The sequence below is a fragment of the Streptomyces griseochromogenes genome, from assembly GCF_001542625.1.
Taxonomy (GTDB): domain Bacteria; phylum Actinomycetota; class Actinomycetes; order Streptomycetales; family Streptomycetaceae; genus Streptomyces; species Streptomyces griseochromogenes.
Genome location: NZ_CP016279.1, coordinates 4,735,515 through 4,756,475, shown reverse-complemented (window position 1 = coordinate 4,756,475; position 20,961 = coordinate 4,735,515). Strand labels below are relative to the sequence as shown.

Sequence of the window (20,961 nt, the reverse complement as noted above, 5' to 3'; positions counted from 1 at the left end):
AGGTCATGCTGGCCGACGACCAGGCGATGATCCGCGGCGGCCTGAAGCTCATCCTGGAGGACCAGGAGAACATCACCGTGATCGGCGAAGCCGCCGACGGCGCCGAGGCGGTCGACCTCGCCCGGCGGCTGCGCCCCGATGTCTGCCTGATCGACATCCGGATGCCGAAGCTGGACGGCATCGAGGTCACCCGCGCCCTGGCCGGGCCGGGCGTGCCGGACCCTCTACGAGTTGTCGTCGTCACGACGTTCGACCTTGACGAGTACGTCTACGGCGCGCTGCACGCCGGGGCGGTCGGCTTCGTCCTCAAGGACGCCGGGCCGACCCTGCTGGTCGAGGCGGTCCGCGCGGCGAACGCCGGCGACGCCCTCATCTCACCGTCGATCACGCTGCGGCTGCTGCGCAACCTCGCGCCAGCCTGGAGGACGACCGTGCCGAAGCCGGCGCAGCAGCTCTCGGAGCGTGAGACGCAAGTGATCCGGGCCATCGCGCGAGGCCGCACCAACCAGGAGGTCGCCGCCGAGCTGTTCATCTCGCTGAGCACGGTCAAGAGCCACCTGGCGACCATCCAGAACAAGCTTCAGGTCCGCAATCGAGTCGAGATCGCGGCCTGGGCCTGGGAGAGCCGACTCATGGACAACGCCCAACGACCGTCCTGAACTTGATGGTTACCTGATTTCGGCGTCTTGGGGCCGGTATCGAAGAGGTCAACGGCCCGCATCCGTACCTCTTCCCGGCGCTTGCGCTGCTCGCCGGTCAGCCCGCCCCCGTCCGGATACCGCATGCCTTCGGCGTACCACCTCGGACAAACCGAGTCACCGGTCCCGACACAGATACAGACCCTGAGACGCCGAAGTCAGTAACACGACTGGCGTCATCCCGCTCCCCTGGGCACAGTGCCGTTCCGACCCCTCAACGATCTCGGGAACCACCATGTGGTGGGAGCACCGATTCGGTCAACCCGGCTTCACAGGGGTGCAAGCTGGAGCGGCTCAGGCCTTGTGCCGCACCCGGTCTCTACCTGAGGGGGACCACTGCCGGCTGCCGCGCGCACCGAGGAAGAAGTCGGTATCCGCGGTTCGGAGGTCCTCAGCCGTCATCGCCCAAGACCTTGCGGCAATCCAGGTTCAATGCATTTTGATCATCCATTTTGCGGATAGTCGCGGTGTTCCTGTCGGCGTCGTCGCCCCGCTCGGTGGCGTCCGCCCAAGCCTCCATGTCACCTGCGTAAGTCTGGATCTCTCTCTTGATCTCGGGGTCTGAGCTGGCACTTGCCGCCAGCCTGAGCCGCCGGGCGAGCTCCCGCGACGGCGCCACATCTTCGCTGAACGAGTGGGTGGAGAGAGTGGAGTCGCGGTACACGTCATCTGCTCGGTACGCCTGGCGGCAGGCCGAACGCGTCGCGTCGACCCGCGCCTGCTGCTCATGATGGCGGTGCAGCCACCAGGCCGCACCCCAGACGAGACCAGCCACAACCACCACGCTCAGCACGACGTTCTTGAGTGTCGAGAGGACCTTGTTCCATGGGAGAGCCCTGCCCGCCCGCGCCGGCGCGTGGAAGTGGTTGTTCTGAACTCCATGAGGCCCGCCCTGCACCGCGGCCGGGCCATGGAACTCGCTGTGATGCGGCGTACCCTCCTCAGGCGCGCTGCCCTGAGAGACCGTCATGATCCGCCGTCGAAGCGATTGTCCTGGCGGTTACCGTTGCCCGTCTGAACCGCAGTCGGGCCGTGGAAGACGTTGCCTGACAGGACTCCCCCGCCGGTGCGGCTTCGAGCGCTGATCCGATCAGCGAGCGCCCGTAGCTCCGCAGCGGCGTCGGTACGCTCGGCACCGTCCAGGCGCTCCAGCAGCGTCTCGAAGCGAACTTGCCAGATCGCTGCCTCTCGGATCACCGTGGCGTCCTCGCCCGCTGCCACCACGGCGGCAGCGGTACGGTCCAGTCGCTGCAACTCATCGAGCTCACCCTCGTGGCTACCCTGCCCCAGCAAGCGTGCCACGCGCTGCCGCACCTCAGCCCACGCATCAGTGCCTGCGGCTTGCACCACAGCGGTTCCACCGGCTGCGGCCAGTGCCGCCAACGCCTCCGACAGCATTCGCCGACCCCCTTGTCGGTCCGCACACGACAGCCACGACAGTAGCCCCCAACTCTCCACTCCCATAAGAGGCGCCCGCCATCCCGCCACCGCCGGCGGCGACGCCGCCTCTGGGCTTGGGTGCGGGGAAGGGCGGCGTGTCCGGTCGGCATGTGGTTCCGACCGGCGGGAGGGTGCCGTCGATGAGGTAGCGGCTCTCGTGGGCCTTGACGCAGTTGCTGGGGTTGATCAGTGCCGTGTGCCCGTATCCGTCGTGGGTGAGCAGGCGGGCGTCGGCCAGTTCCTTGGCCATGGCCTGCGCGCCTGTGTAGGGAGTGGAGGGGTCGTAGGTGGTGCCGACCACCAGGACGGGGTGCGCCGTGGGCTTGTTCCACGGGCCGCGGTAACGGTTGGCGGCGACCGCCGGCCAGGTGGCGCACCCCTCGGCGGCCCACGTCCAGAAGCGTCCGGCATCACCCGCACGAGCGGCGCCGGCCTCCTCCAGAGCGTGGTAGACACCGGGGTCACGTGGATTGGGGCTGTCGCCGCAGAACACCGCGGTGGCCTGTTCCTCGCCCAAGTACGGATTCGGGTGCGGGACCGGTGGTGCGTGCGGTAGTGGGGACGGTTTCGGGACGCGGCCCTGCCACAGGTTCTGCAGCCTGCCGGCGAGGTCCGTCCACCCCGGGTGAACGATGTAGAGGCTGGTCACCGCGTCAGCGACCGTGCGGGCATAGGTCGACGTACCCACGGGTTGCTTCCGGAGCCGCTGCATCAGCTGGTCGAACTTGTCCCGGGTCGCTTTCGGGCTGCCGGCGGAGAAGGCGCAGCGGGCGGTGGTGGTGAACCCGCACAGGGCGAGGAACCTGTCCAGGGTCGCTGCCGCGGTGCGGTCCGAGCCCACCCGCAGGAATGTCGTGAGCCGGGGGGCGTTGTCGGACGCGTGATTCGTCCAGGCCTGCGGGTCCCAGTCGCTGTCGAGGACCATGGCGCGGACCTTGCCCGGGAAGAGATTGGCGTAGGTGGCGCCCAGGAACGTGCCGTACGAGATCCCGAGGTAGGTGAGGTGTGGCTCTCCTGTCGCCCGGCGGAGCTGGTCGAGGTCGCGAGCGGTGTCGGCGGTCGACACATGACGCAGGAGCTCGGGGTCACGCCGCTCACAGCGCCGGGCCAGGTCCTTGTACGCGGCGATCCAGGCCGCCCGCTCCCTTTCGCCCACCGGGAAGCCCGCCGCTTTGCTCGCATTCCAGTGGGCGGCTTCCTCGGGGCTCGCGAAGCAGTTCACAGCGGTGCTGCTGCCGATCCCACGGGGGTCCCAGCTGACGATGTCGAACCGCTCCCGCACCTCGCGCGGGAAGGACTCGTAATTCTGTGGCATCTGGACCGTTCCTGGCCCACCGGGTCCGCCGGGGTTGAAGAACAGGGTGCCGATGCGTCGACCGGGGGCGGTCGCCTTCCGTTTGACGACTGCGAGCTCGATGGTGCGACCACGTGGGTTGTCGTAGTCCAGCGGCACCTTCGCGGTCGCGCAGTCGAACGGGCTGCCTTGGACGCAGGCTCTCCAGTCCAGCTTCGGGGCGGGCACCGAAGGTGTGGGGGTACCTCCGGCCGCGGCGAGGTCCTGTCCGGTCACAGCGGTCGAGCAGGTCACCATCGCGGCGATGACCGCGGCACAAACCCGACGGCCCGCTGTCGGTCCAGATATGTGCATGCCTTGTCCTTCCACGGCTGAGCGCCGGACGCCCTTCCCCGCTGGACGTGGGCACGCATCCATGGCAACGGCACCGCGGCCCGGCCACGCGCGCGAGCCGACCACGGCCAAATGGCCGAACCACCGTCACCGTGTGCGAGGACTCGCCCCATGCCCCTGCCTCGTCCGACACGGTCCACGGCCGCGACTGCCTCGCCCCACGACCACGCAAGCCGACAGTCCCATGCCCATCAGCTCCTGTCAGCGCCAGTGAGGCAGGGAGTTACTCCCAGCGGAGTATGCGTGGTGACAACCCCCGGCGGATGATCCTGGTCCTGCGTCGCGAGATCCTGGAGGGCAGGAGCGGAGGCACGCGAATTCTGTGGCCGGTCGCCGCTTGTGTTGCTGTGACAGCCGCCGGGGTTGCCGGCCAGAACGGACAGGAGGCCGACGTGGGTGCCCACCCCCGGGCCGAGTCACTCGACCCCGCACCACCGGATGCCGATGCCATGGACGGCACACCACCGCGGCGGCGCCCTCGGATCAGGCGGTGGCTGCGACGCCTGGCGCTGGGCTGTGCCGTCCTGCTGGCAGTCCTCACAACGGCCTCGTTCGTCTTCAACGCCTGCACGGCACAACGCGCAGCGCCTCCCCGGGGCTTGCGCTACGTCCAGGCGGCCGACATACGCACCCGCTACCGGACCTGGGGCACGACTGGCTCGCCCATCGTCCTCGTCCACGGTGCCTTCGAGCAGGTGGACACCTGGTCACGACTCGCTCCGCTCCTCGCACACGACCACCGGGTGTACGCACTGGACCTGACCGGAGACGGCTACAGCCAGCGCCGCGGCCCCTACACCGTCGGCCACTTCACCCGGCAACTGCTGGGTTTCCTCAAGGCCATGCACCTCGGCGGACCGGACCAACGCCCCCTGCTGGTGGGGCACTCCAGCGGAGCCGCCGTCGTCACGGAGGCGGCATTGCGCGCCCCGGGGCGGATCGGAAGCGTGATGCTGCTCGACGGAGACGCCTTGGACACCGGCGCCGGTCCCCCGCCGGGTCTCAAGTACGTGCTGTTCGACCCGTATCGCACCAGTTTGCTGCGGCTAGGTCTCGGCGCCGACTCGCTGATCCGCTCCGTGTACGACGCCCAGTGCGGCCCCGCCTGCCCGCCCTTGGACGCCGCGGGACTGGACCAATGGCGTCGGCCGCTGCGCGTGCAGGGTGCCGAGTCCGCGCTGTGGAGCATGCTCGGCCAGGGCGTGCCCGGTCTGCCCGCCCACCAGGTGGCCCAACTCTCCGCCCTGCGCATCCCCAAATCGGTCGTGTTCGGCGCGCGGGACGACGTGTTCAGTGCCCAGACCCCGCAGCAGACCGCCCGACGTATCGGCGCACCACCCCCTACCCTCATCCCCGACGCCCGCCACCTCACCCTGGTCTCCCACCCCCGCCAGGTGGCCGTGGCCGTCGAGGCACTCGCCGCTCGCTCCGCATAGTCCGGGCCCCGCCCAACCCCGCCCACGCGCGCGCCCTCATGTCGATCGCGATCACGGAGGCTCAAGCCTCCCGCAAGCAACGCGGGTCTCGTGGGCCGTCAACGAGTCGTCGTGACGGCTGACTTCGCGGGTTGCGTCAGCGATCGTCTTGGACAGTCAAGTGCAAAGCGAACCTGGCGCGATGAGCGCGTCCGGTGGAGCGGGCCGTCTGACGGATCTCGCCGAGTACGACTGCGTCGGCCGGCGCCGCAGGGTCGGGCCTGGGGATGGCTGTGGCCCGCCGAAATGGGCTCGTAGCGCTTCGCGGGAGCGCATGGGCGGTGCCCCCAGCGGGTGGAAAGGGTGGGAGACATCGGTTTGCTCCGCGTACAGGTCCACCACGCCCGCCCAGCGCTCTTCACAGACGCCGTGCACGAGTTCGTGATGAGTGCTCCTCATGGATCGTCTGCCTCATAGCCGGCCCGCCATGTGTCGTGCAGCGGCGTGAAGCGGCCGGTCGTCTGGTGAGAGAGCTGCTACCTCGCTCCGTATTCCCGCGACCGCTGTCCGGTGACCTCGCCGCCGGGTGTCAGGGTGAAGCGGGTGCCGTCCATCACCGTGGTGGCGGTGGACGGTCTGCCGTACGCCTTCATCGTGAAGTCCTCCGCCTTGCCGATGTGTACGTATGCTTCGGCCGCGTCGCTCCACGAGTTCACCCGTATCCGCACCGACCAGTTCTCCACTCTCTTCTCTCTCCACGGCCCCCAGCTGTCCTGGGGCAGCCACCCCGCGCCCCGTCCCGAGAACGTGTACCAGCCCGCGACGCTGAGCAAGATCACGACGGCCACGGTCACGAGCCGAGACGTCGACGGCCGACGACGGTTGCGGGACAGAGCCATGACGGATTCCTTCCGGTTCTGGGCGAGAGCTTCGCCGCAGTCGAAGAGGGCCTGCGGCCGGACCGCGCTCCAGGTCCGCAACGGCAGTGGGCATGTTCACACCGGACAGGGCCGGCCGTCGGCAGACAACACCCGCGCGATCGTCGAGGGCGGTAGCGGTTCCCGCCCCAACCTTGGTTGTACGGACGAACGGCAACTGGGAACAGATCACGGCGGAAGCCGCCGTCCGCAAGCACCCGCCGCCCCACCGAGGCACGCCGTCCCACCGGTACGGATGGCTGCTTCGTGGCCCGGGAGACCCTGACCCACGCCGACAACCCGAAGTGAGTCTTCGCAAGCCCCGCCGGGCTTGGCCGGTGTCGTCGCAGGGCAGGACGGTCCCATGACTGCTCTGTCGAAGCACATCCGCGAGAGGATCGAAGTCCCGAACATCTGGTACGTCGCCACGGTCGATGCAGACGGGGCGCCACATGTGAGCCCGATGTGGGTCGGTCTGGAGGGCGATCTGGTCTTCTTCAACACCGCCGTCGGGCGCGTCAAGGAACGCAACCTCCGGCGTGATCCGCGCGTGTGCCTGTCCCACGCGCACCAGGACGACCCTTACGACCGCGTCCAGATCCGCGGCCGGGTCGTCCGGTTCGTCGAGGGACCGGAGGCGGACCGGAACATGGACCGGCTGGCGGTCAAGTACGTCGGTACCGAGCGGTTCGAATGGGGAATCCCGGGCGAACGACGTGTCGTGGTGTTCGTCGAGCCGACGAAGGTGCGGCACGTGGTCGGCGTCGAGCCCCTTCCCCCGGGTGCACCCGGTGCGGAGGACCCGCCCGCACCCGGTCGGAGGACGTACTGACGCACGGGGTGTCGTAAGGCCGCGGCGTGAGGACCGGCATCGCGGCCCTCAGCAGGATTGACGCAGGCCCGCTCCGATCGTCCGGCCCGCCTGTGTGACGATGTGCGTCAGCCGTCGCAGATCCCGTTCGGGTTCGACCATCGCGCACAGGGCGCCGACGACCTGGCCGCGCGGCTGCGCCACGGGCACGGCGACGCAGCACACCCCCGGCACCAGCTCCTCGCGGTCCACAGCCACCCCGTTCTCCTGGATGTCCGCCGACTGCCGCCTCCAGGAAGGCGGGAGCGGGCCCATCAGGAGCGCCTGCGGCCCCATCGCCACCAGCAGTCTTCCCGCCGCGGTCGTCCATGGCCAGCTCGCGCCCGCTCGCACGGGGGCCAGTTCGTCGACGATCCCGGGGATTCCCGTGGCCGCCATGGTCCGGCCCTCCCGCAGCACACACAGACACACGCTCGCGCCGGTCGCGCCCGCCAGCTGCCGCAGCGGTTGCCGGGCCGCGGCCCGCAGCCCAGGGTGTGGCTGCCATCCACGCCCCAGCCGGAACATCCGTGACCCTGTCCGGTAGCGGGTGCCCTGGCGTTCGACGGCACCGAGCGCGACGAGTTGATCCAGCAGCCTGTAGGCGGTCGTCTTGGGCAGGCCGCTGCTCGCGGCCAGTGCGGCCAGACCCGCCTCGTTCGTGTCCGCCAGCGCCTCCAGCAAGGCGAACGCGCCTTCGAGAACGCTTCGTCCGGGTAACGGCGGTTCCCCGGCCTTCCGGTCTGCCGACCCTTGTCCAGCCATGGGGCCAACCCCCTTTCCGCTCCAGAAGCCAGTCAAAGCAATGGCGATGGACGAACGATGTCAGCCGGGTAAACCTGCTGGTCGGGTACGTGTGGCCGGGAATGTACGGCCGTTCCCCGCCATTTGTTCCGCTCAGCGGAATGTGTCTCGGTGAGCCGTCCTGGGCGCCGCTATGGTCAATTCCCGAGCGGTTCTGGCGCCGTTGGGCGAACGGGAATGTGCGGGAGGGGACTATTCGATGAGTACGCCGAACGGGCCCACTGATGTCATCTGGGACATGACCTATTCCTGTCCGCTGCGCTGTGTGCATTGTTACTCGGAATCCGGGCGCCGACCGTCTCGGCAGCTCGACCACGACCGCATGCTCCAAGTGGCCGATGCGCTGATTGCCATGCGCCCCATGGGCATCGCACTGACCGGTGGTGAGCCCCTCCTCGTCAAGGGCCTGCTCGACGTCGCCCGGCGCATCGCGGATGCGGGCATCGCCGTACTGCTCTACACCAGCGGGTGGAACGTCGACCAGGCTTTGGCCGCGGACCTCTTGAACGTCTTCCACCGTATCGCCGTGAGCCTGGACGGTGCCACCGCCGATGTGCACGACCGGATCAGGGGCCGTGCCCGGTCTTTCGAGCGTGCGATCAGGACGCTCTCCCTCCTCGACGAGGCCTCCCAGGACTTCACCGCGCGCGGTCGAGCCATCGCCACCTTCGGGATCGACTGCTCACTGATGCGGAGCAACATCCATCAACTTGAGGCGTTCTGCACGGACATCGCGCCGCGCTTTCCCGCGATGCGGCATCTGATCTTCGGAGTGACGGTGCCTTCCGGTCTGGCCAACCGGGCCGGATTCGCCGAACTCGAGCTTCTCACGGACGACCAGGTCCGCGATACGGCGAGTTCCGGGCAGCTCACGCGCCTGCGATCCCTCGCGCCGGACACGCTGGACATCTCCATCGAGGACAACCGCATGCTGCTGATGCACCCCGACGACCTCGCCCGGGGCCGGTCTCTGCCCGTTCTCCAGGTGGAACCGGACGGCGCGGTGCGGGCCATGCCGATCTACGAGGGCACCGTGGGAAACATGCTGGACGAGGACCCTGACGTCCTGTGGCAGCGGGCCCTTGACCGACGCAGTCATCCCTTCGTCGTGGAAACGCTCAGGCCGGTGCGCACCATGCGGGAATGGGCGGAGGCCGCGCGACGCATCGACCAGTATTTCGGCACTGTCGAGGACGGCGCCAGGATCGGCCGGCGCCCCGCGTATCGCTGACGCGTTCTCGCCGATTCCTCGCCCACGCTGCTGGTACCGGATGAAGGGGTGAGCCCATGAAATCGGGCCCCACTGCGGAAAGTTCACTGCTGGTGGACTGCGTCCGTTCCGTTCTCGCTCGTCATGAACCGAACGACTGGCAGATCAGGCCGGGCGTTTTCTGGTGCCATGTGCGTCTGCCTGATGTGCCGTCACGTATTCAGGGATGGAAACTCCATATCTCTGCGACACCGTTGTCCGCCCCGCTCGTACTGGCGCGTGCGGCCGATGTCCTGGCCGCCCATCGCCTGCCGTTCAAATTCGCCGGAACTCTCGCCCGCGTGGCAGAACTCTGCTCCCGCCGTACGGACCGGGGCAGCGGAGGCAAATTCATCACTGTCTATCCGGACGGTCACGACGACCGGTTGCGTGCGCTCGCGGACGAACTGCACCTCACCACCGAGGGCTTGCCGGGTCCCGGTATCCTCTCGGACCGGCCGTACCGGCCGGGCAGCCTGGTGCATTACCGTTTCGGGGCCTTCAACGGGGTGCCCATGCTCGGGAACGAGGCCTCGTACGAGGCCATGCTGATGGCACCGGACGGCTCCCTCGACCGGGACCGGCGTGAGGCCTGGTTCTGCCCGCCGTCGTGGGCGCCGCGCGATCCGTTCACCGGACAGCGGCCCGCATCGCCCGATCCTGACAGGGCCGGCGCCCGACCGGTGCGCCTCGACGACCGCTACGTCGTCCACGAGGTCGTCCGCCACGCCTTCACCGGCGGGGTCTACCGTGCGACCGACGAACGAGACGGCTCCCGTGTCATCGTCAAACAAGCACGTCCCCACACCGAGGCCACCGCGACCGGGGAAGACGTCCGCGACGCGCGGCGCCATGAGGCGGCGATGCTGGAGCATTTCGCGTCCTTCGGCCGCACACCCCGGCCGGTCGCCCTCTTCGAGCAGCAGGGCGATCTGTTCCTCGTCCAAGAGGCGATCGCGGGACTCACCCTCCGCGACTGGGTGGCGCAGAACCTCACACACGACGACGGCGACGGCGGCGAGTGGGGTCTGACGGCCGCGCTCGCCGAGCGGCTGGCGGCCGGGCTGGTCGGCCTGGTGGAACTCGTCCACCGCGAAGGCTTCGTCCTGCGCGACCTCAACCCCAACAATGTGATGGTCACCGAGGACCACGAGCTACGGCTGATCGACCTCGAACTCCTCGCCCGTCCCGGCGAACGCGTGGTGCACGCGCACACGCCCGGCTACGCGGCGCCCGAACAGGCCGACGCCCGCTCCGTCGACCGCTGCCCCGGCCTCACGGCGGACCTGTACGGCCTCGGCGCCACACTGCTGTACCTGGTCACGGGCGTGGACCCCTTGCTCGCCCCCGACGATCCGCCCGCGCGCCCTTTCCGCCGGCGGATCGCGAGCCTCCTCGAGAGCCTGTGCCGCGACAACCCGACCGCACGCCGCTTCGCACCGCTCGTCCTCGCCCTGCTCCACGAGCAGCCCGAACAGCGGCCCGGTCTCACGGAGGTCCGGCGCGCCCTGGCCGGCCAACCCCTGCCACAGTCCCCTCCCATGCTCCCACCGGCGTCGAGGGGACCGACCGGAAGCGAACTCAAGCAGCTGACCGACGATGTCCTGGAGCATCTGCTGGCGACGATGACCCCCGAAGCCGACCGGCTCTGGCCACCGTCATCGTTCGGCGCCACGAGCGACCCCCTCAACGTCCAGCACGGCGCCGCGGGACTCCTGAGTGTGCTCAACCGTGCCCTGGGCGCCGAACCCGGTCCGCAACTGCGTGAGGCCGTCAGCACGGCCGCCGACTGGATCGTCGGCCGGGTCGGGCGGGAGCCGCGTGCGCTGCCCGGCCTGCACTTCGGCCGCTCCGGTACCGCCTGGGCCCTGCTGGACAGCGCGGAGGTCCTCGGGAACGACGCGCTGGCCGGTGCTGCCGCGGACCTGGCCCGAAGGGTGTCGCTGCGCTGGCCCAATCCGGACATCTGTCATGGCTCCGCCGGGGCCGGCATGACCCAGCTCCGCTTCTGGGAGGCCACCGGCGACGAGGACTTCCTGCGCAGGGCCGACAAGGCCGCCGAGTCCGTGGCCGCCGCGGCGGTCCGCCGCGACGGACTGCTCCTGTGGCCCGTCCCGCGCGACTGGCCGTCCCACCTCGCCGGGCTCGTCCACTACGGCTTCGCCCACGGCGTCGCGGGCACGGGCGCGTTCCTGCTCGCCGCGGGCCGGGCCACCGGCGACGAGCGGTATCTGGAGCTCGCGGGCGAAGCCGCGCGCACGCTCGTGTCGGCGGCACGCCACGACGACGGCGCGGCCTACTGGACCGCCGGGCCCTCGGGCGGGGCACGCAGGACCAACTGGTGCAGCGGCTCCTCGGGAATCGGGACCTTCCTCCTGCGGCTGTCACAGCACGACAAGGACGCCCGCGTGCGGGAGGGCGCCGAGCTGGCCGCCGTCGCGGTCCGCCGCTCCCGCTGGCAGGCGGGAACCTCCCACTGCCACGGGCTGGCGGGCGACGGCGAGTTCCTGCTCGACATGGCCGAGGCCTGCGAGCAACCGCGCTACGCCCGCTGGGCCGAGGAACTCGCCCTCGCCATCCACGCCCGCCACACCGTCCGCGAGGGGCGCGTGCTCGCCCCTGACGAGACCGGGACGGCGGTGACGACCGACTACGGCACCGGCCTCGGCGGCGTACTGGCCTTCTTGCTGCGGCTGCGGCACGGCGGGCCCCGCCTGTGGCTGCCCAAGACGTTCACCGGGCCGGACCAGCGCGACACGGCCAGGTGAACCAGGAGACCAGACCGGATCCGGAGGGAGGTGAGACAGATGGAGTTTGACGTGAACGCCCTGCAGCACCTGCAGGAGGAGGAGCCCGAGACGGGCCTCTACCCGTGCACGTGGACCTGCCCGTGGACCTCGACGTCCGCGGAGGACTGAGCACGCCGCACGGCCGGCAAGCGTCGGCCCTCCGCCGGGAAAGCCCCCGGGAGAGGGCCGACGCGTCGCCGTACCGTCCAGGGAGCCGCCCCGCTCCGTTCTCACTCCCGGAGATGCAGCTCCGCGATCGCCAGGGCCGCCGCCATGATGCTGAGCTGGGGGTTCACCTGCGGGCAGCTGGGCAGCACCGAGGCGTCTGCGACCAGCACTCCGTGTACTCCGCGCAGACGGCCCTCCGGGTCGACCGGGAAGTGCTGTGAGCTTGCGCCCGCGGCTACGGTCCCGGTCGGGTGGTAGGCCGACAGATGAAGCTGCCGGACGCTCGTGCCGGCGAGGACGGCGTCCAGTTCCGGGAGGCTGCGTACGCGGGGCGTGCGGGGGATGCCGGTGAGCACTTCCTCGGCGCCCGCGGCGAACAGCAGCTCGCCCATGGCGCGAACGGCCCGGATCAGTCGGTCCGCGTCGCGGCGGTCCACGTCGTAGCGGACCAGCGTGCGGTCACGGCCGAGAACGCTGCCGGAGGGGCGGTCGGCGATCATCGCGCCGAGCGTGGCGAGACGGTCGGCGCTCTCCAGTTCGCGCCGCAGCTCGCCTCCGAGTCCGGGGAGGATGAACGAGCCCATGCCGGGCGGGGTGGCGGTGGCCTCGATGAGGATGCCTTCCGGGTGGTGCTCCTCCACTCCGACGCTCTGCAGCACGCCCTTCCACGCGGTGACCGGTCCGGCGAAGCGTCCGGCGACGCTCGTGGCCGGGTGGACGCTGAGGTTGCGGCCCAGGCGAGGGTGTCGGCCGAGACCGGAGCGGCGCAGGAGCGGCGGTGACTGCAGCGCGCCTGCCGCGACGACGACCAGGGGCGCGAGGATTTCGAACCCTCCGTCCGCCCCGCGGGCGCGCACCCCCGCGGCGCGTGGGCCTCCGGGCCGGTCCGTGTCGACGAGGATGCGCTCCACCCGCGCGTCGGTGACGATACGGGCCCCCGCGGCGCAGGCGTCGGGCAGCACGGAAAGCTGCACACTCTGTTTGGCGCCGGTCGGGCAGCCCACCACACACTGGCAGGAGCCTTGGCAGCCGGGCGCGTTGCGGCGCAGGGGCGCGGCCCGCCAGCCGAGTTCGCGGGCACCGGCGAGCGTGATACGGCCGTTGGCGCCGAGGACCTGGGTGGGCTGGGTGGCCACCCGCAGGGTGCGCTCGACCTCGTCCAGACGGCGTTCGAAGTCGTCGGCGAGCGTGAAGCCGAAGTCCTTGCTCCAGTGGTCCAGGACGTGGTCCGGAGTGCGGTAGCAGGTGCCGGAGTTGACGACGGTCGTGCCACCGACGGCTCGGCCCACCGGCAGCAGCAGCGGTGGGCTGCCGACGGCGGCACTCGCTCCGCCGTCCCGGTAGAGCTCGGTGAACCGGTCGAGCGGCGTACGCCGGCCGAACGATTCGGTGGAGTGGTGCCGTCCTTCTTCCAGGACGACGACGTCCAGGCCGGCGCGGGCAAGGGTCCGGGCGGCCATCGCTCCGCCCGCCCCCGAGCCGATGACCACCGCGTCGGCGGTGGAGCGCGCGGGCCAGGCGGATGCGGGCGTCAGGTCGAGGGGCGGGTCCTGGCGCGGGAGGCCGCGCGGTGCGGGACCGTCCTGGAGCATCCGCTCCGTTCCGGCCGCCAGCAGGACGGGCACTTTGAGCACGTCGAGGAGCGGGAGAAGGGCGGGCCGTGCGGTCAACTCGCCCAGTACGGACTCCCGTTCCGGCGCGGTGAGCGGGCCCAGGGTTCGTCCGGTGCGGGCCATGGCGTACGCGTTCACGGCGTGCGCCGCCGTCCGTATGCCGACCCGGGCCGGCAAGGGCATCGTGGCGAGGACGGTGTCCAGTCTGGCGGGGACGCGTCGCGGCCAGTCGGCGGTGCCGTCGTCGGCGATGAGGGCGGCCACGAGGCCTTGGAGACTCATCGTGTGCCCACCTCCGCGTGGGCCGTGCCGTCGAGGCTCCACTCCGCCTCCGTGCGCCAGCCGCCCCACCACCAACGCTCCAGCAGGACGTGCGTGTCGGCGCGTTCGCAGTTGCGGCACATCGCGTGCCGGCCGTCGGGGTCGGTGTAGTCCAGGGCGAGGGTGCGGTCGGCGGGCTGGGTGACCTCGACGCGGATCCGGCGCAGGCCGCAGCGGCCGGTGACGGTCCAGGTGGGCAGGCCGATGGCGGCGCGGAACCGGCCCGCTCCGGCCCAGCCGAGCGCCGGCCGCTCGGGGCGGCGGGGCCAGTCGCGGCCGTGCCGGCGCAGCCGGAGGAAGACCAGGGGCGGAAGTCTGCGCAGGCCAGGGCGCATCGAGACGGCGGCGACGATCTCCAGTACGTCCCCGCCGCCGAGGTCGGCGTGCAGCCAGGCCCAGCGGCGGGCGTTGCCGTGTCCGTAGATCCGGGCGGAGGCGCCCGGGGCCGCTGTGAGCGTCAGCGTCGTGTCGTCATGGACGAAGGTGCCGTCGTAGCGGGCCCGTGCGGCGGGGAGCATCTGGGCGGCCGGCAGCAGGGGCCGGCGCCAGGACCACCGGGGGAAGGTGAACAGCGGCTCGTCCATGGGCCGTTCGGCCAGGTCCCAGCGCAGGGCGCCGCCTTCGGCCGATCCGGTCAGGCGTCCGGGCCGCGCAGTGGCCCCGTCGGCGCTGAAGCCGGACGCTTCGAGGGTCCACTCGGCGGGGCCGAAGCGGGCGTGCCGCACGGGGCCGTCCTTGGGGAAAACCGCGGCCCAGCCGTGTGCGTACGGTGCGGATCCGTCGGCCGGCGCGGTCAGTTCGTGGTGCAGCCACAGTCCGCAGCCGGTGTCCGGGTCGGTCACGGTGGTGTACCAGACCTCGGTACGGCCCGGCTCGCCGCACCAGCGGGGCACGAGGAACGCGGCGGGATCTTCCCGCCGCGGAAAGCGGAAACTCGAAAGGAACGGGAGAAGTTGTGTGCCGACGGGAAAGCGGAGGGTGCCGGTGCCGATCCGCGCACCGTCCTCGTAGAGGGTGTACGGCAGCACGGTCATCGAGGCCACGGGTCTGCGCGGGGTGACGGACTTCCAGCCGTCCAGGGTCAGCCGGCGGCCGTCGGCGGTGAAGGTGATGCGGTAGCGGATCCTGCGTCGCGCGAGCGGCGAGATCTCCAACTCGCCTTCGGCGCACGGGTCGTCCGCCCAGCCGGCGACCCGTATCCGGCCGGTGGCGCGGGCCTCGGTCGTGCCGAGGGGCCGCATCACGCGGTCCGCCGTGACCGTCAGATCCAGTCGGACTCTGCGGGTACGGTCCTCGTCGTCGAGGCGCAGCGTGCCGAGCATCGTCTCCCTGAACTCGGTGCCGCGAGCGCTCCGGCCGCTGCTCATGGCCGTGCGTGAGGCCGTGTCCGCGCTCATGCGAGGCCCTCCAGCATGATCCGTTCAGTCGCCGTCAGGTACTGTTCGGCGGCCCGCCGGGCGCCCGGCGCGTCACCGGCCGCCACCGCCTCGACCACCGGGGCCAGGCGCCCGTGGGCCACGTGGGCATCCGTGAACGGTCCCTGCAGTGCGGCGCGCACCGGCAGATAGGCGTTGAAGAGGGTATTGGTCAGCAGGACGTAGACGCGGTTGCCGGTGGCGCGGGCCAGAGCCCGGTGGACCTCGATGTCCGCGAGCTGTACGGCGTCGGTGTCGCCCGCGTCGGCGACGGCCGCGAGCAGTGTGCGCAGCTCGGCCCGCTGCCGGGCGGTCCCCCGGGCCGCGGCGCGCTCCGCGATCAACGCGCCGATGCTGTGCCGTACTTCGAAGACCTCACCGATCCAGTCGGGGCTGTGCCGTACGAGCATGGGCAGCAGGTCGGCGCCGCCCAGACGCAGGTAGTCCCGCACCCGGGTGCCGACGCCGTGCCGGGTCTCCAGCAGTCCGGCCTGCATGAGACGCCCGAAGGCGTGCTTGAGGGTGGTGCGGGTGACACCGTAGCCGTCGGCGAGGGTGCGCTCGGGTGGCAGGTAGCTGCCCGCGGGATGGCGTCCGGTGAGGATGTCCTCACGCAGACGACTCTCCAGCACATCGACGATCGTTTCGCGGGGCAGTGCCTCCACGCCGTCCTCCCAGTGGCTCAGTGGATGAGCCACTCAACCAATATGCGTCCGGCAAGTCAACGCCCGCGGCAGGGTCAATCGCCGTTCCCGCCCCGCCACTTGCGGCGGAGACCGGACAGGAAACCGGACATCGCCCCCTCGACTCCGCCCCGTCGACGGAAGGTCGCCCGACCTACGCCTTCCGGTGTCATAAGTTCAGCGCGGCGAGGACGGCCGCCACGGCGAGGAAGCCCAGTCCGGTCAGGACCAGGTCGACCGCGAGGCATATCCGGGCGTACTTTCCCCGGGCGGAGGCGGCGAGGACCTTCACCAAGGCCACTTGCTGGCCGGCGGTCAGCTCTGCCAGCAGCTCTTCATCGGTGAGTTTCGGCCACTGCGGCCACCCCGGACCGCCCAACTGGGGGCGGACGGCGAGCAGCAGCACGACGGTGGCGGCCAAGAGCGCGACCGCTCCCACCGCCCCCACGGCCACGGCCGAGGTGGGCAGGTGCCGGCCGACACCCAGGGACACGAGAGCGGCCAACGCCGCACCGGTCAGGGCCAGCAGCAGCGCCGCCTTGCTGTCGCTGCGGGCCACCTCCCCGCGCAGCAGAGCGATCGCGGTGTCGATGTGCGGGCCGGTCCGTCCGGCGTGCAACGGGTCCGAGGCCGGGGTGGTGGTCGACACGGTGGCTGCTCCTCTGCTTCGGCCCGCAACTGGACACTTCGGCCGCCGGATTCGCTCGGCCTGCGTGCAGTTTGCCCTTCCATGTCACCGTCATGCTGGCAGGAGGCGTACACCGGCTCCTTGCCGTTGATCAAGAGTGGGTGGCGATCCCAGCCAGTGGCGCAAAACCTCCGGCCGCTCCCGTGGCGGGCCGACCGCGAAGATGCGCCTGGCCGGCGTCGTTGACGATCACGTCGGCGACCTTGTTCATGCGTGCCGCGGCCCATGCTCCCTTGGCGCCCTCGGCCAGGGCGCCGATGGCCGGGGGCGCGGCGAGCGCGTCCGCGCCGAGAACGGCGATCGTGGCCGCGTTCCAGTTGCCCGTGATGGAGTCGGCCGCCGCGTGGGCGCCGAGCAAGCCGACGGCGGAGACGACGGCGATGGACGCCATGATCGGGGTGAGCACCGGAAAGAGCGCGAGAATGCCGGCGGCGGCGCTGACCAGTCCGATGATGTCCCCCCACGAGCCCCAGAAGCCGGCCGCCTTCCCTCCGCTTCGGCTCTGGCGCGCTCCGCGGCCCATTTCGCAGTCTCCTGGTACAGCCACCGTTCTTCCTTGCACCCTCGACCACGTCCTGCGCGAAGAGCCGGGCCCTTTCCAGCGCCTTGTCGACGGGCTGCCGACCGGCGATTGCCGCGGAGACTTCCCTGTCCCTTACGTCAACCATCCGCCGTTCGGCTGCGCCGTCGAGGGAAACCGCCCCTGCCACGGGCCATCGGGCACCGTCGTGTGCCAGGCTGCCGCCGAGAACACGACTTCACCGGTACGGCCCAGGTTCAGCGCAGGAGGCAGCGACCGTGATCGCCGACGAAGAACCCCTCGGCTGGGACACCTCCGCCGCGGCGGCCGCCTACCAGGACCGTGACATGCGGCTGGCCGAGCAGCTGATCTTCCCTCGTGTGCTGGAACGGCTCGGCCGCTGTACGGGCCCCGACCGGCTGGCGCTGGACGTCGGGTGCGGGACCGGCGCGGTCGCGGCGCAACTCGCGGGTGCCGGGGAGTGGACGGTCCAGGCGCTCGACCCCTCGGCGGGCATGCTCGAGATCGCTCGGGCCGACCGCCCGCACCCCCGTATCGCCTACCGTTTGTTCGACGGACGCGCCCTGCCCTGGCTCGCCGACGACAGCGTCGACGCCGCCGTGTGCTGCCTGGTGTACTGCACCGACCCGGACGACGACCGGCTGGCCGCCCTCACCCGCGAAATCCGCCGCGTCCTGCGTCCCGGTGCCCCCTACGTCCTCGCCGACCTCAACCCCGCCGCGACCGGCGTGCCCTTCTCCACTCTGCGCCACGGCGAGGCGGGAGCCGTGTACCGCGACGGCGACACCGTGCCCACGCTGCTGCGTCTGCGCGATGGCAGCACGATGACCAGCGCCACCCACTACCGCTCCCTCGGCCGGTACCGGTCCTTCCTGACCGGGGCCGGTTTCCCCTCCCCCACCGTGGACCTGCCCACGCTCCCCGCCGACGGCCCGGCGGAGGATGCCCCGGCGGAGTCCCGGACGGCGCCGTACATGATCTTGACGACACACGTCTGATCGACAGCGCTCCCCAAATTGAGTGGCTCTCTGGCCCACTCGGCGGGATGATCCCCGGTGTCGGCCGTGCGACCCGCCCTGGCAGAAGGGTCGGCCGCACGCTGCTGTCGGCGTGCCTGCAGCGTGTGTGAGATGACGCGCTGCCGTCGGCATCCGTTGAACGCGTTCTCCCTGCCCGGGAAGGGATTGTGATGAGGACTGCCGCATCCGAGCCGACCGGCTCCGAGCCCGAGGCCCGCATCTCTGCAGGGACAGTGCGTGGCACCAGGGAAGAGGGCTTGGCCGTCTTCCGTGGCATCCCGTTCGCCGAACCGCCGGTGGGCCCGCTCCGTTTCGCCGCGCCACAGCCGGTCAGCGGCTGGGACGGCGTACGCATGGCGGTGTCGTACGGCCCGCCGCCTCCCCAGGCCGGCCACTTCGGCATGGACGCACTGGCGCGAGACTCTGCGGGCGACGACTGGCTGACGATCAATGTCTGGTCGCCCGAGCCGCACCCCGGAGCAGGGCTCCCGGTGATGGTGTGGATCCCCGGCGGCGCCTACTGCATCGGCATGTCACGCCTCCCCGAGTACGACGGAGCTCGTCTGGCGCGGGAGGGCGGCGTCGTCGTGGTGACGCTCAACTACCGTGTGGGGATCGAGGGTTTCGCGCACATCGATGGAGTTCCTGCCAACCGGGGCCTGCTCGATCAGGTGGCCGCGCTGGAGTGGGTGCGCGACAACATCAGGGATTTCGGGGGTGATCCGGACCGGGTCACGGTCTTCGGCCAGTCGGCGGGCGCCGGTTCGGTCGCCGCGCTGCTGGCGATGCCGCGTGCGGCGGGACTCTTCCGTCGGGCGATCGCGCAGAGCGTGCCAGGGACGTTCTTCTCACCGGCGCTCGCTCGGGACATCGCCGCCGCCTGCGCGGCCGAGCTGGGACTGCGCCCCACGCTGGCCGACTTGTCGACCGTGGCGCCGGACCAGCTGCCGACCGCTGGCGATGCGATCACCGCCAAGTCCACCTCGTTCGCGGAGCGCTGGGGCCCGGTCGCACTCCGGTCGATCCCCTTCTCGCCCGTCGTCGACGGCGATGTCCTGCCCGTCACTCCGTGGCAGGCCCTGACCGACGGCGCGGGCCGGAACGTCGACATCCTTGTCGGGCACACCCGAGACGAGCAGCGGTTGCTGACCGCGCTCGACGGATTGCTCGGCCAGGTGACGGAGGAGCAGGCCGCGGCCGCTCTGCAGGCCTTCGCCCCGGGCCCGGACGGTGCGCAGCGCTACCGAGACGGCTATCCTGCCGCCGGCCCGGACGAGCTCTACGAGCTGGTCAACTCGGACTGGCTGTTCCGCATGCCGAGCCTCCGCCTGGCCGAAGCACAGATCAGCGGCGGCGGGTGTGCCCATGTGTACGAACTGACCTGGCCCGCCCCGGGAATGGGAGGTTTCCTCGGCGCCTGCCACGGCCTCGACGTACCTCTCGTGTTCGGCAACCTGAGCAGCGGCCAGCCCGCCGCGCTGATCGGCGAAGCCCCCTCCCCCGCCGCGGAGGAGTTGTCTTCGCGCATGCGCACCGCGTGGACGGCGTTCGCCGGGCACGGCGATCCCGGTTGGGCCGCGTACGAAGCAGAGAAACGGCTGACGCAGATCTTCGACACTCGGTCGGCCGTCACCGCCTACCCGGAGGAGACCTCCCGCCTCATCTGGCGAGACCACTTCTTCCAGGCACTACCGCTCATCGGCGGCCGGTAGCCCTCCGACCCCAGCGATCCTCGGATACCGGTGCGGGAGAATATCCACATGATCGAAGGCATCCACACCGAGAACGCCCCGTTCGTACGCTTTCCCGATGGCACCGAGCCTCCGTTGTCCCAGGCCATCAGGGCCGGTGAATTGGTCTTCACGTCCGGGCAGGGGCCGCTTGATCCTGTTACCCACGAGATACCGGACGACTTCGCTGCCCAGGTGCGGCAGGTCCTGGACAACCTTGTCGCGGTCTGTGTGGCGGCGGGCAGCAGGAAGGATCTGATCATCAAGTGCACCTGCTACCTCAGTGACAGAAGCGACTTCACGATCTTCAACCGCGTCTACCAGGAGTTCTTCACGGGCTGTCCGCAGCTACCGGCCCGGACGACGGTCGTCGCGCAACTGGTGCGCGAGGGCGTGCGTGTCGAGATCGACGGTGTCGCCGCCGTCGCCGAAGGACCGGGTCGAGCATCACTCTGACGCTGTCCTGCCACTGGTGGTCGATCTCCCGCGCGCCCAGTTCGAGCGCGTGCGCCACGGCCGCCCGCAGATCGGCGACTTCGAAATCGAGGTGCCTCGTGATCCGCCGAGTGCCCTCATGGGCCGGCCGGACCGGAGGTACGTACCCGTCGGCGAACTGGAAGCCGCACAGGCCACGCCGTCCGGTGGCTCGACGGCCGCCCCGTCAGCGTCCGCCCTGGCGATCTCCCATCCCAGCAGTTCCGAGTAAAAACGTGCCAGCGCCGGCGGATCGGGGGCCTCGAACACGATGCCCCACCAGTCGTGCCTGGACCTACGAGGGGTGCTGGGCTCTTGGCTGGGTCGTCCGGGCATGTCGGCGAGCACTGTCCGACGCCTACCTCACGGTCCGACCTGAACGGCCTACGCCCGAAGGCTGGACCGTGATCGGCTCTCACGGACGAGCCTTCAACCCAGCCAGGGGCTCCGTCGAGGGTGC

19 protein-coding genes and 3 pseudogenes are annotated in these 20,961 nt (G+C 70.6%); 9 read left to right on the top strand and 13 right to left on the bottom strand.

The genetic code is table 11. The annotated features are described in order from the left end of the window. The first annotated feature begins 5 nt into the window (after positions 1–5). Positions 6–659 carry a response regulator gene (locus AVL59_RS20080; protein ID WP_208870608.1) on the top strand — a complete coding sequence of 218 codons (654 nt, stop codon included), beginning with the start codon at positions 6–8 and terminating at the stop codon, positions 657–659. 32 nt (positions 660–691) lie between these two features. On the opposite strand, the pseudogene AVL59_RS56845 reads toward AVL59_RS20080, so the two are convergent. The 4 genes and pseudogenes from AVL59_RS56845 to AVL59_RS20065 form a co-directional block, all read right to left on the bottom strand. Beyond that, positions 692–784 (bottom strand): annotated as a pseudogene (locus AVL59_RS56845) (helix-turn-helix domain-containing protein); the annotation flags it as partial. 305 nt (positions 785–1,089) lie between these two features. Beyond that, entirely contained in the window at positions 1,090–1,668 is a 579-nt protein-coding gene (locus AVL59_RS20075) for a hypothetical protein (protein WP_159399961.1), read from the bottom strand. Next, positions 1,665–2,000: a hypothetical protein gene (locus tag AVL59_RS20070; protein ID WP_159399960.1), complete on the bottom strand. Its 336-nt coding sequence runs from the start codon at positions 1,998–2,000 to the stop codon at positions 1,665–1,667. Before AVL59_RS20070 ends, AVL59_RS20075 begins: the two co-directional genes overlap by 4 nt. 25 nt (positions 2,001–2,025) lie before the next feature. Continuing rightward, positions 2,026–3,786 carry an alpha/beta hydrolase gene (locus AVL59_RS20065; protein ID WP_079146809.1) on the bottom strand — a complete coding sequence of 587 codons (1,761 nt, stop codon included), beginning with the start codon at positions 3,784–3,786 and terminating at the stop codon, positions 2,026–2,028. Between the two features lie 431 nt (positions 3,787–4,217). On the opposite strand from AVL59_RS20065, the gene AVL59_RS20060 reads away from it, so the two are divergent. Further along, entirely contained in the window at positions 4,218–5,261 is a 1,044-nt protein-coding gene (locus AVL59_RS20060) for an alpha/beta fold hydrolase (RefSeq protein WP_208870410.1), read from the top strand. Positions 5,262–5,406: 145 nt separating this feature from the next. On the opposite strand, the pseudogene AVL59_RS54430 reads toward AVL59_RS20060, so the two are convergent. Beyond that, positions 5,407–5,499, bottom strand: a pseudogene (locus AVL59_RS54430) (nuclear transport factor 2 family protein); the annotation flags it as partial. Positions 5,500–5,776: 277 nt separating this feature from the next. After that, positions 5,777–6,079 carry a hypothetical protein gene (locus AVL59_RS20055; protein ID WP_159399959.1) on the bottom strand — a complete coding sequence of 101 codons (303 nt, stop codon included), beginning with the start codon at positions 6,077–6,079 and terminating at the stop codon, positions 5,777–5,779. Positions 6,080–6,521: 442 nt separating this feature from the next. Here AVL59_RS20055 and AVL59_RS20050 point away from each other — a divergent pair, with 442 nt between their 5' ends. Beyond that, a complete protein-coding gene (locus AVL59_RS20050) occupies positions 6,522–6,989 on the top strand; it encodes a PPOX class F420-dependent oxidoreductase (RefSeq protein WP_067306313.1) in 468 nt (155 codons plus the stop codon). Positions 6,990–7,037: 48 nt separating this feature from the next. Here AVL59_RS20050 and AVL59_RS20045 read toward each other — a convergent pair whose 3' ends face one another. After that, a complete protein-coding gene (locus AVL59_RS20045; protein WP_237281567.1) occupies positions 7,038–7,691 on the bottom strand; it encodes an IclR family transcriptional regulator in 654 nt (217 codons plus the stop codon). Positions 7,692–7,944: 253 nt separating this feature from the next. On the opposite strand from AVL59_RS20045, the gene AVL59_RS20040 reads away from it, so the two are divergent. From AVL59_RS20040 to AVL59_RS53595, 3 genes are read left to right on the top strand one after another with little or no spacing between them, the layout of a single operon-like run. Beyond that, entirely contained in the window at positions 7,945–9,042 is a 1,098-nt protein-coding gene (locus AVL59_RS20040; RefSeq protein ID WP_335743747.1) for a radical SAM protein, read from the top strand. 56 nt (positions 9,043–9,098) lie between these two features. Then, positions 9,099–11,828, top strand: a complete 2,730-nt coding sequence (lanL, locus tag AVL59_RS20035; protein ID WP_067306306.1) for a class IV lanthionine synthetase LanL — start codon at positions 9,099–9,101, stop codon at positions 11,826–11,828. A 39-nt stretch (positions 11,829–11,867) separates the two neighbouring features. Next, on the top strand, positions 11,868–11,978 hold the full coding sequence (locus AVL59_RS53595; protein ID WP_208870408.1) for an ALQxL family class IV lanthipeptide: 111 nt from the start codon (positions 11,868–11,870) through the stop codon (positions 11,976–11,978). A 101-nt stretch (positions 11,979–12,079) separates the two neighbouring features. Here the strand turns inward: AVL59_RS53595 and AVL59_RS20030 are convergent, their stop codons facing one another. The 5 genes from AVL59_RS20030 to AVL59_RS20010 form a co-directional block, all read right to left on the bottom strand. Further along, on the bottom strand, positions 12,080–13,912 hold the full coding sequence (locus AVL59_RS20030; RefSeq protein WP_067306303.1) for a GMC family oxidoreductase: 1,833 nt from the start codon (positions 13,910–13,912) through the stop codon (positions 12,080–12,082). Next, positions 13,909–15,348, bottom strand: a complete 1,440-nt coding sequence (locus AVL59_RS20025) for a hypothetical protein (RefSeq protein WP_237281566.1) — start codon at positions 15,346–15,348, stop codon at positions 13,909–13,911. The genes AVL59_RS20030 and AVL59_RS20025 overlap by 4 nt, the downstream gene beginning before the upstream one ends. Then, entirely contained in the window at positions 15,345–16,031 is a 687-nt protein-coding gene (locus AVL59_RS20020) for a FadR/GntR family transcriptional regulator (RefSeq protein WP_067306302.1), read from the bottom strand. The genes AVL59_RS20025 and AVL59_RS20020 overlap by 4 nt, the downstream gene beginning before the upstream one ends. A 187-nt stretch (positions 16,032–16,218) precedes the next feature. Beyond that, entirely contained in the window at positions 16,219–16,698 is a 480-nt protein-coding gene (locus AVL59_RS20015) for a Pycsar system effector family protein (protein WP_099053087.1), read from the bottom strand. Positions 16,699–16,828: 130 nt separating this feature from the next. Further along, positions 16,829–17,260, bottom strand: a complete 432-nt coding sequence (locus AVL59_RS20010) for a hypothetical protein (protein WP_067306294.1) — start codon at positions 17,258–17,260, stop codon at positions 16,829–16,831. A gap of 275 nt (positions 17,261–17,535) precedes the next feature. On the opposite strand from AVL59_RS20010, the gene AVL59_RS20005 reads away from it, so the two are divergent. From AVL59_RS20005 to AVL59_RS19995, 3 genes are all read left to right on the top strand, one after another. Further along, on the top strand, positions 17,536–18,276 hold the full coding sequence (locus AVL59_RS20005) for a class I SAM-dependent methyltransferase (RefSeq protein WP_067306292.1): 741 nt from the start codon (positions 17,536–17,538) through the stop codon (positions 18,274–18,276). 191 nt (positions 18,277–18,467) lie between these two features. Next, the gene (locus tag AVL59_RS20000) at positions 18,468–20,009 is read left to right on the top strand and encodes a carboxylesterase/lipase family protein (protein WP_067306289.1); all 1,542 of its coding nucleotides are present in this window, start codon (positions 18,468–18,470) and stop codon (positions 20,007–20,009) included. A 48-nt stretch (positions 20,010–20,057) separates the two neighbouring features. Then, a complete protein-coding gene (locus tag AVL59_RS19995; RefSeq protein ID WP_079146808.1) occupies positions 20,058–20,483 on the top strand; it encodes a RidA family protein in 426 nt (141 codons plus the stop codon). 225 nt (positions 20,484–20,708) lie between these two features. Here AVL59_RS19995 and AVL59_RS56445 read toward each other — a convergent pair. Continuing rightward, positions 20,709–20,837 (bottom strand): annotated as a pseudogene (locus tag AVL59_RS56445) (hypothetical protein); the annotation flags it as partial. Between the last annotated feature and the right edge of the window lie 124 nt (positions 20,838–20,961).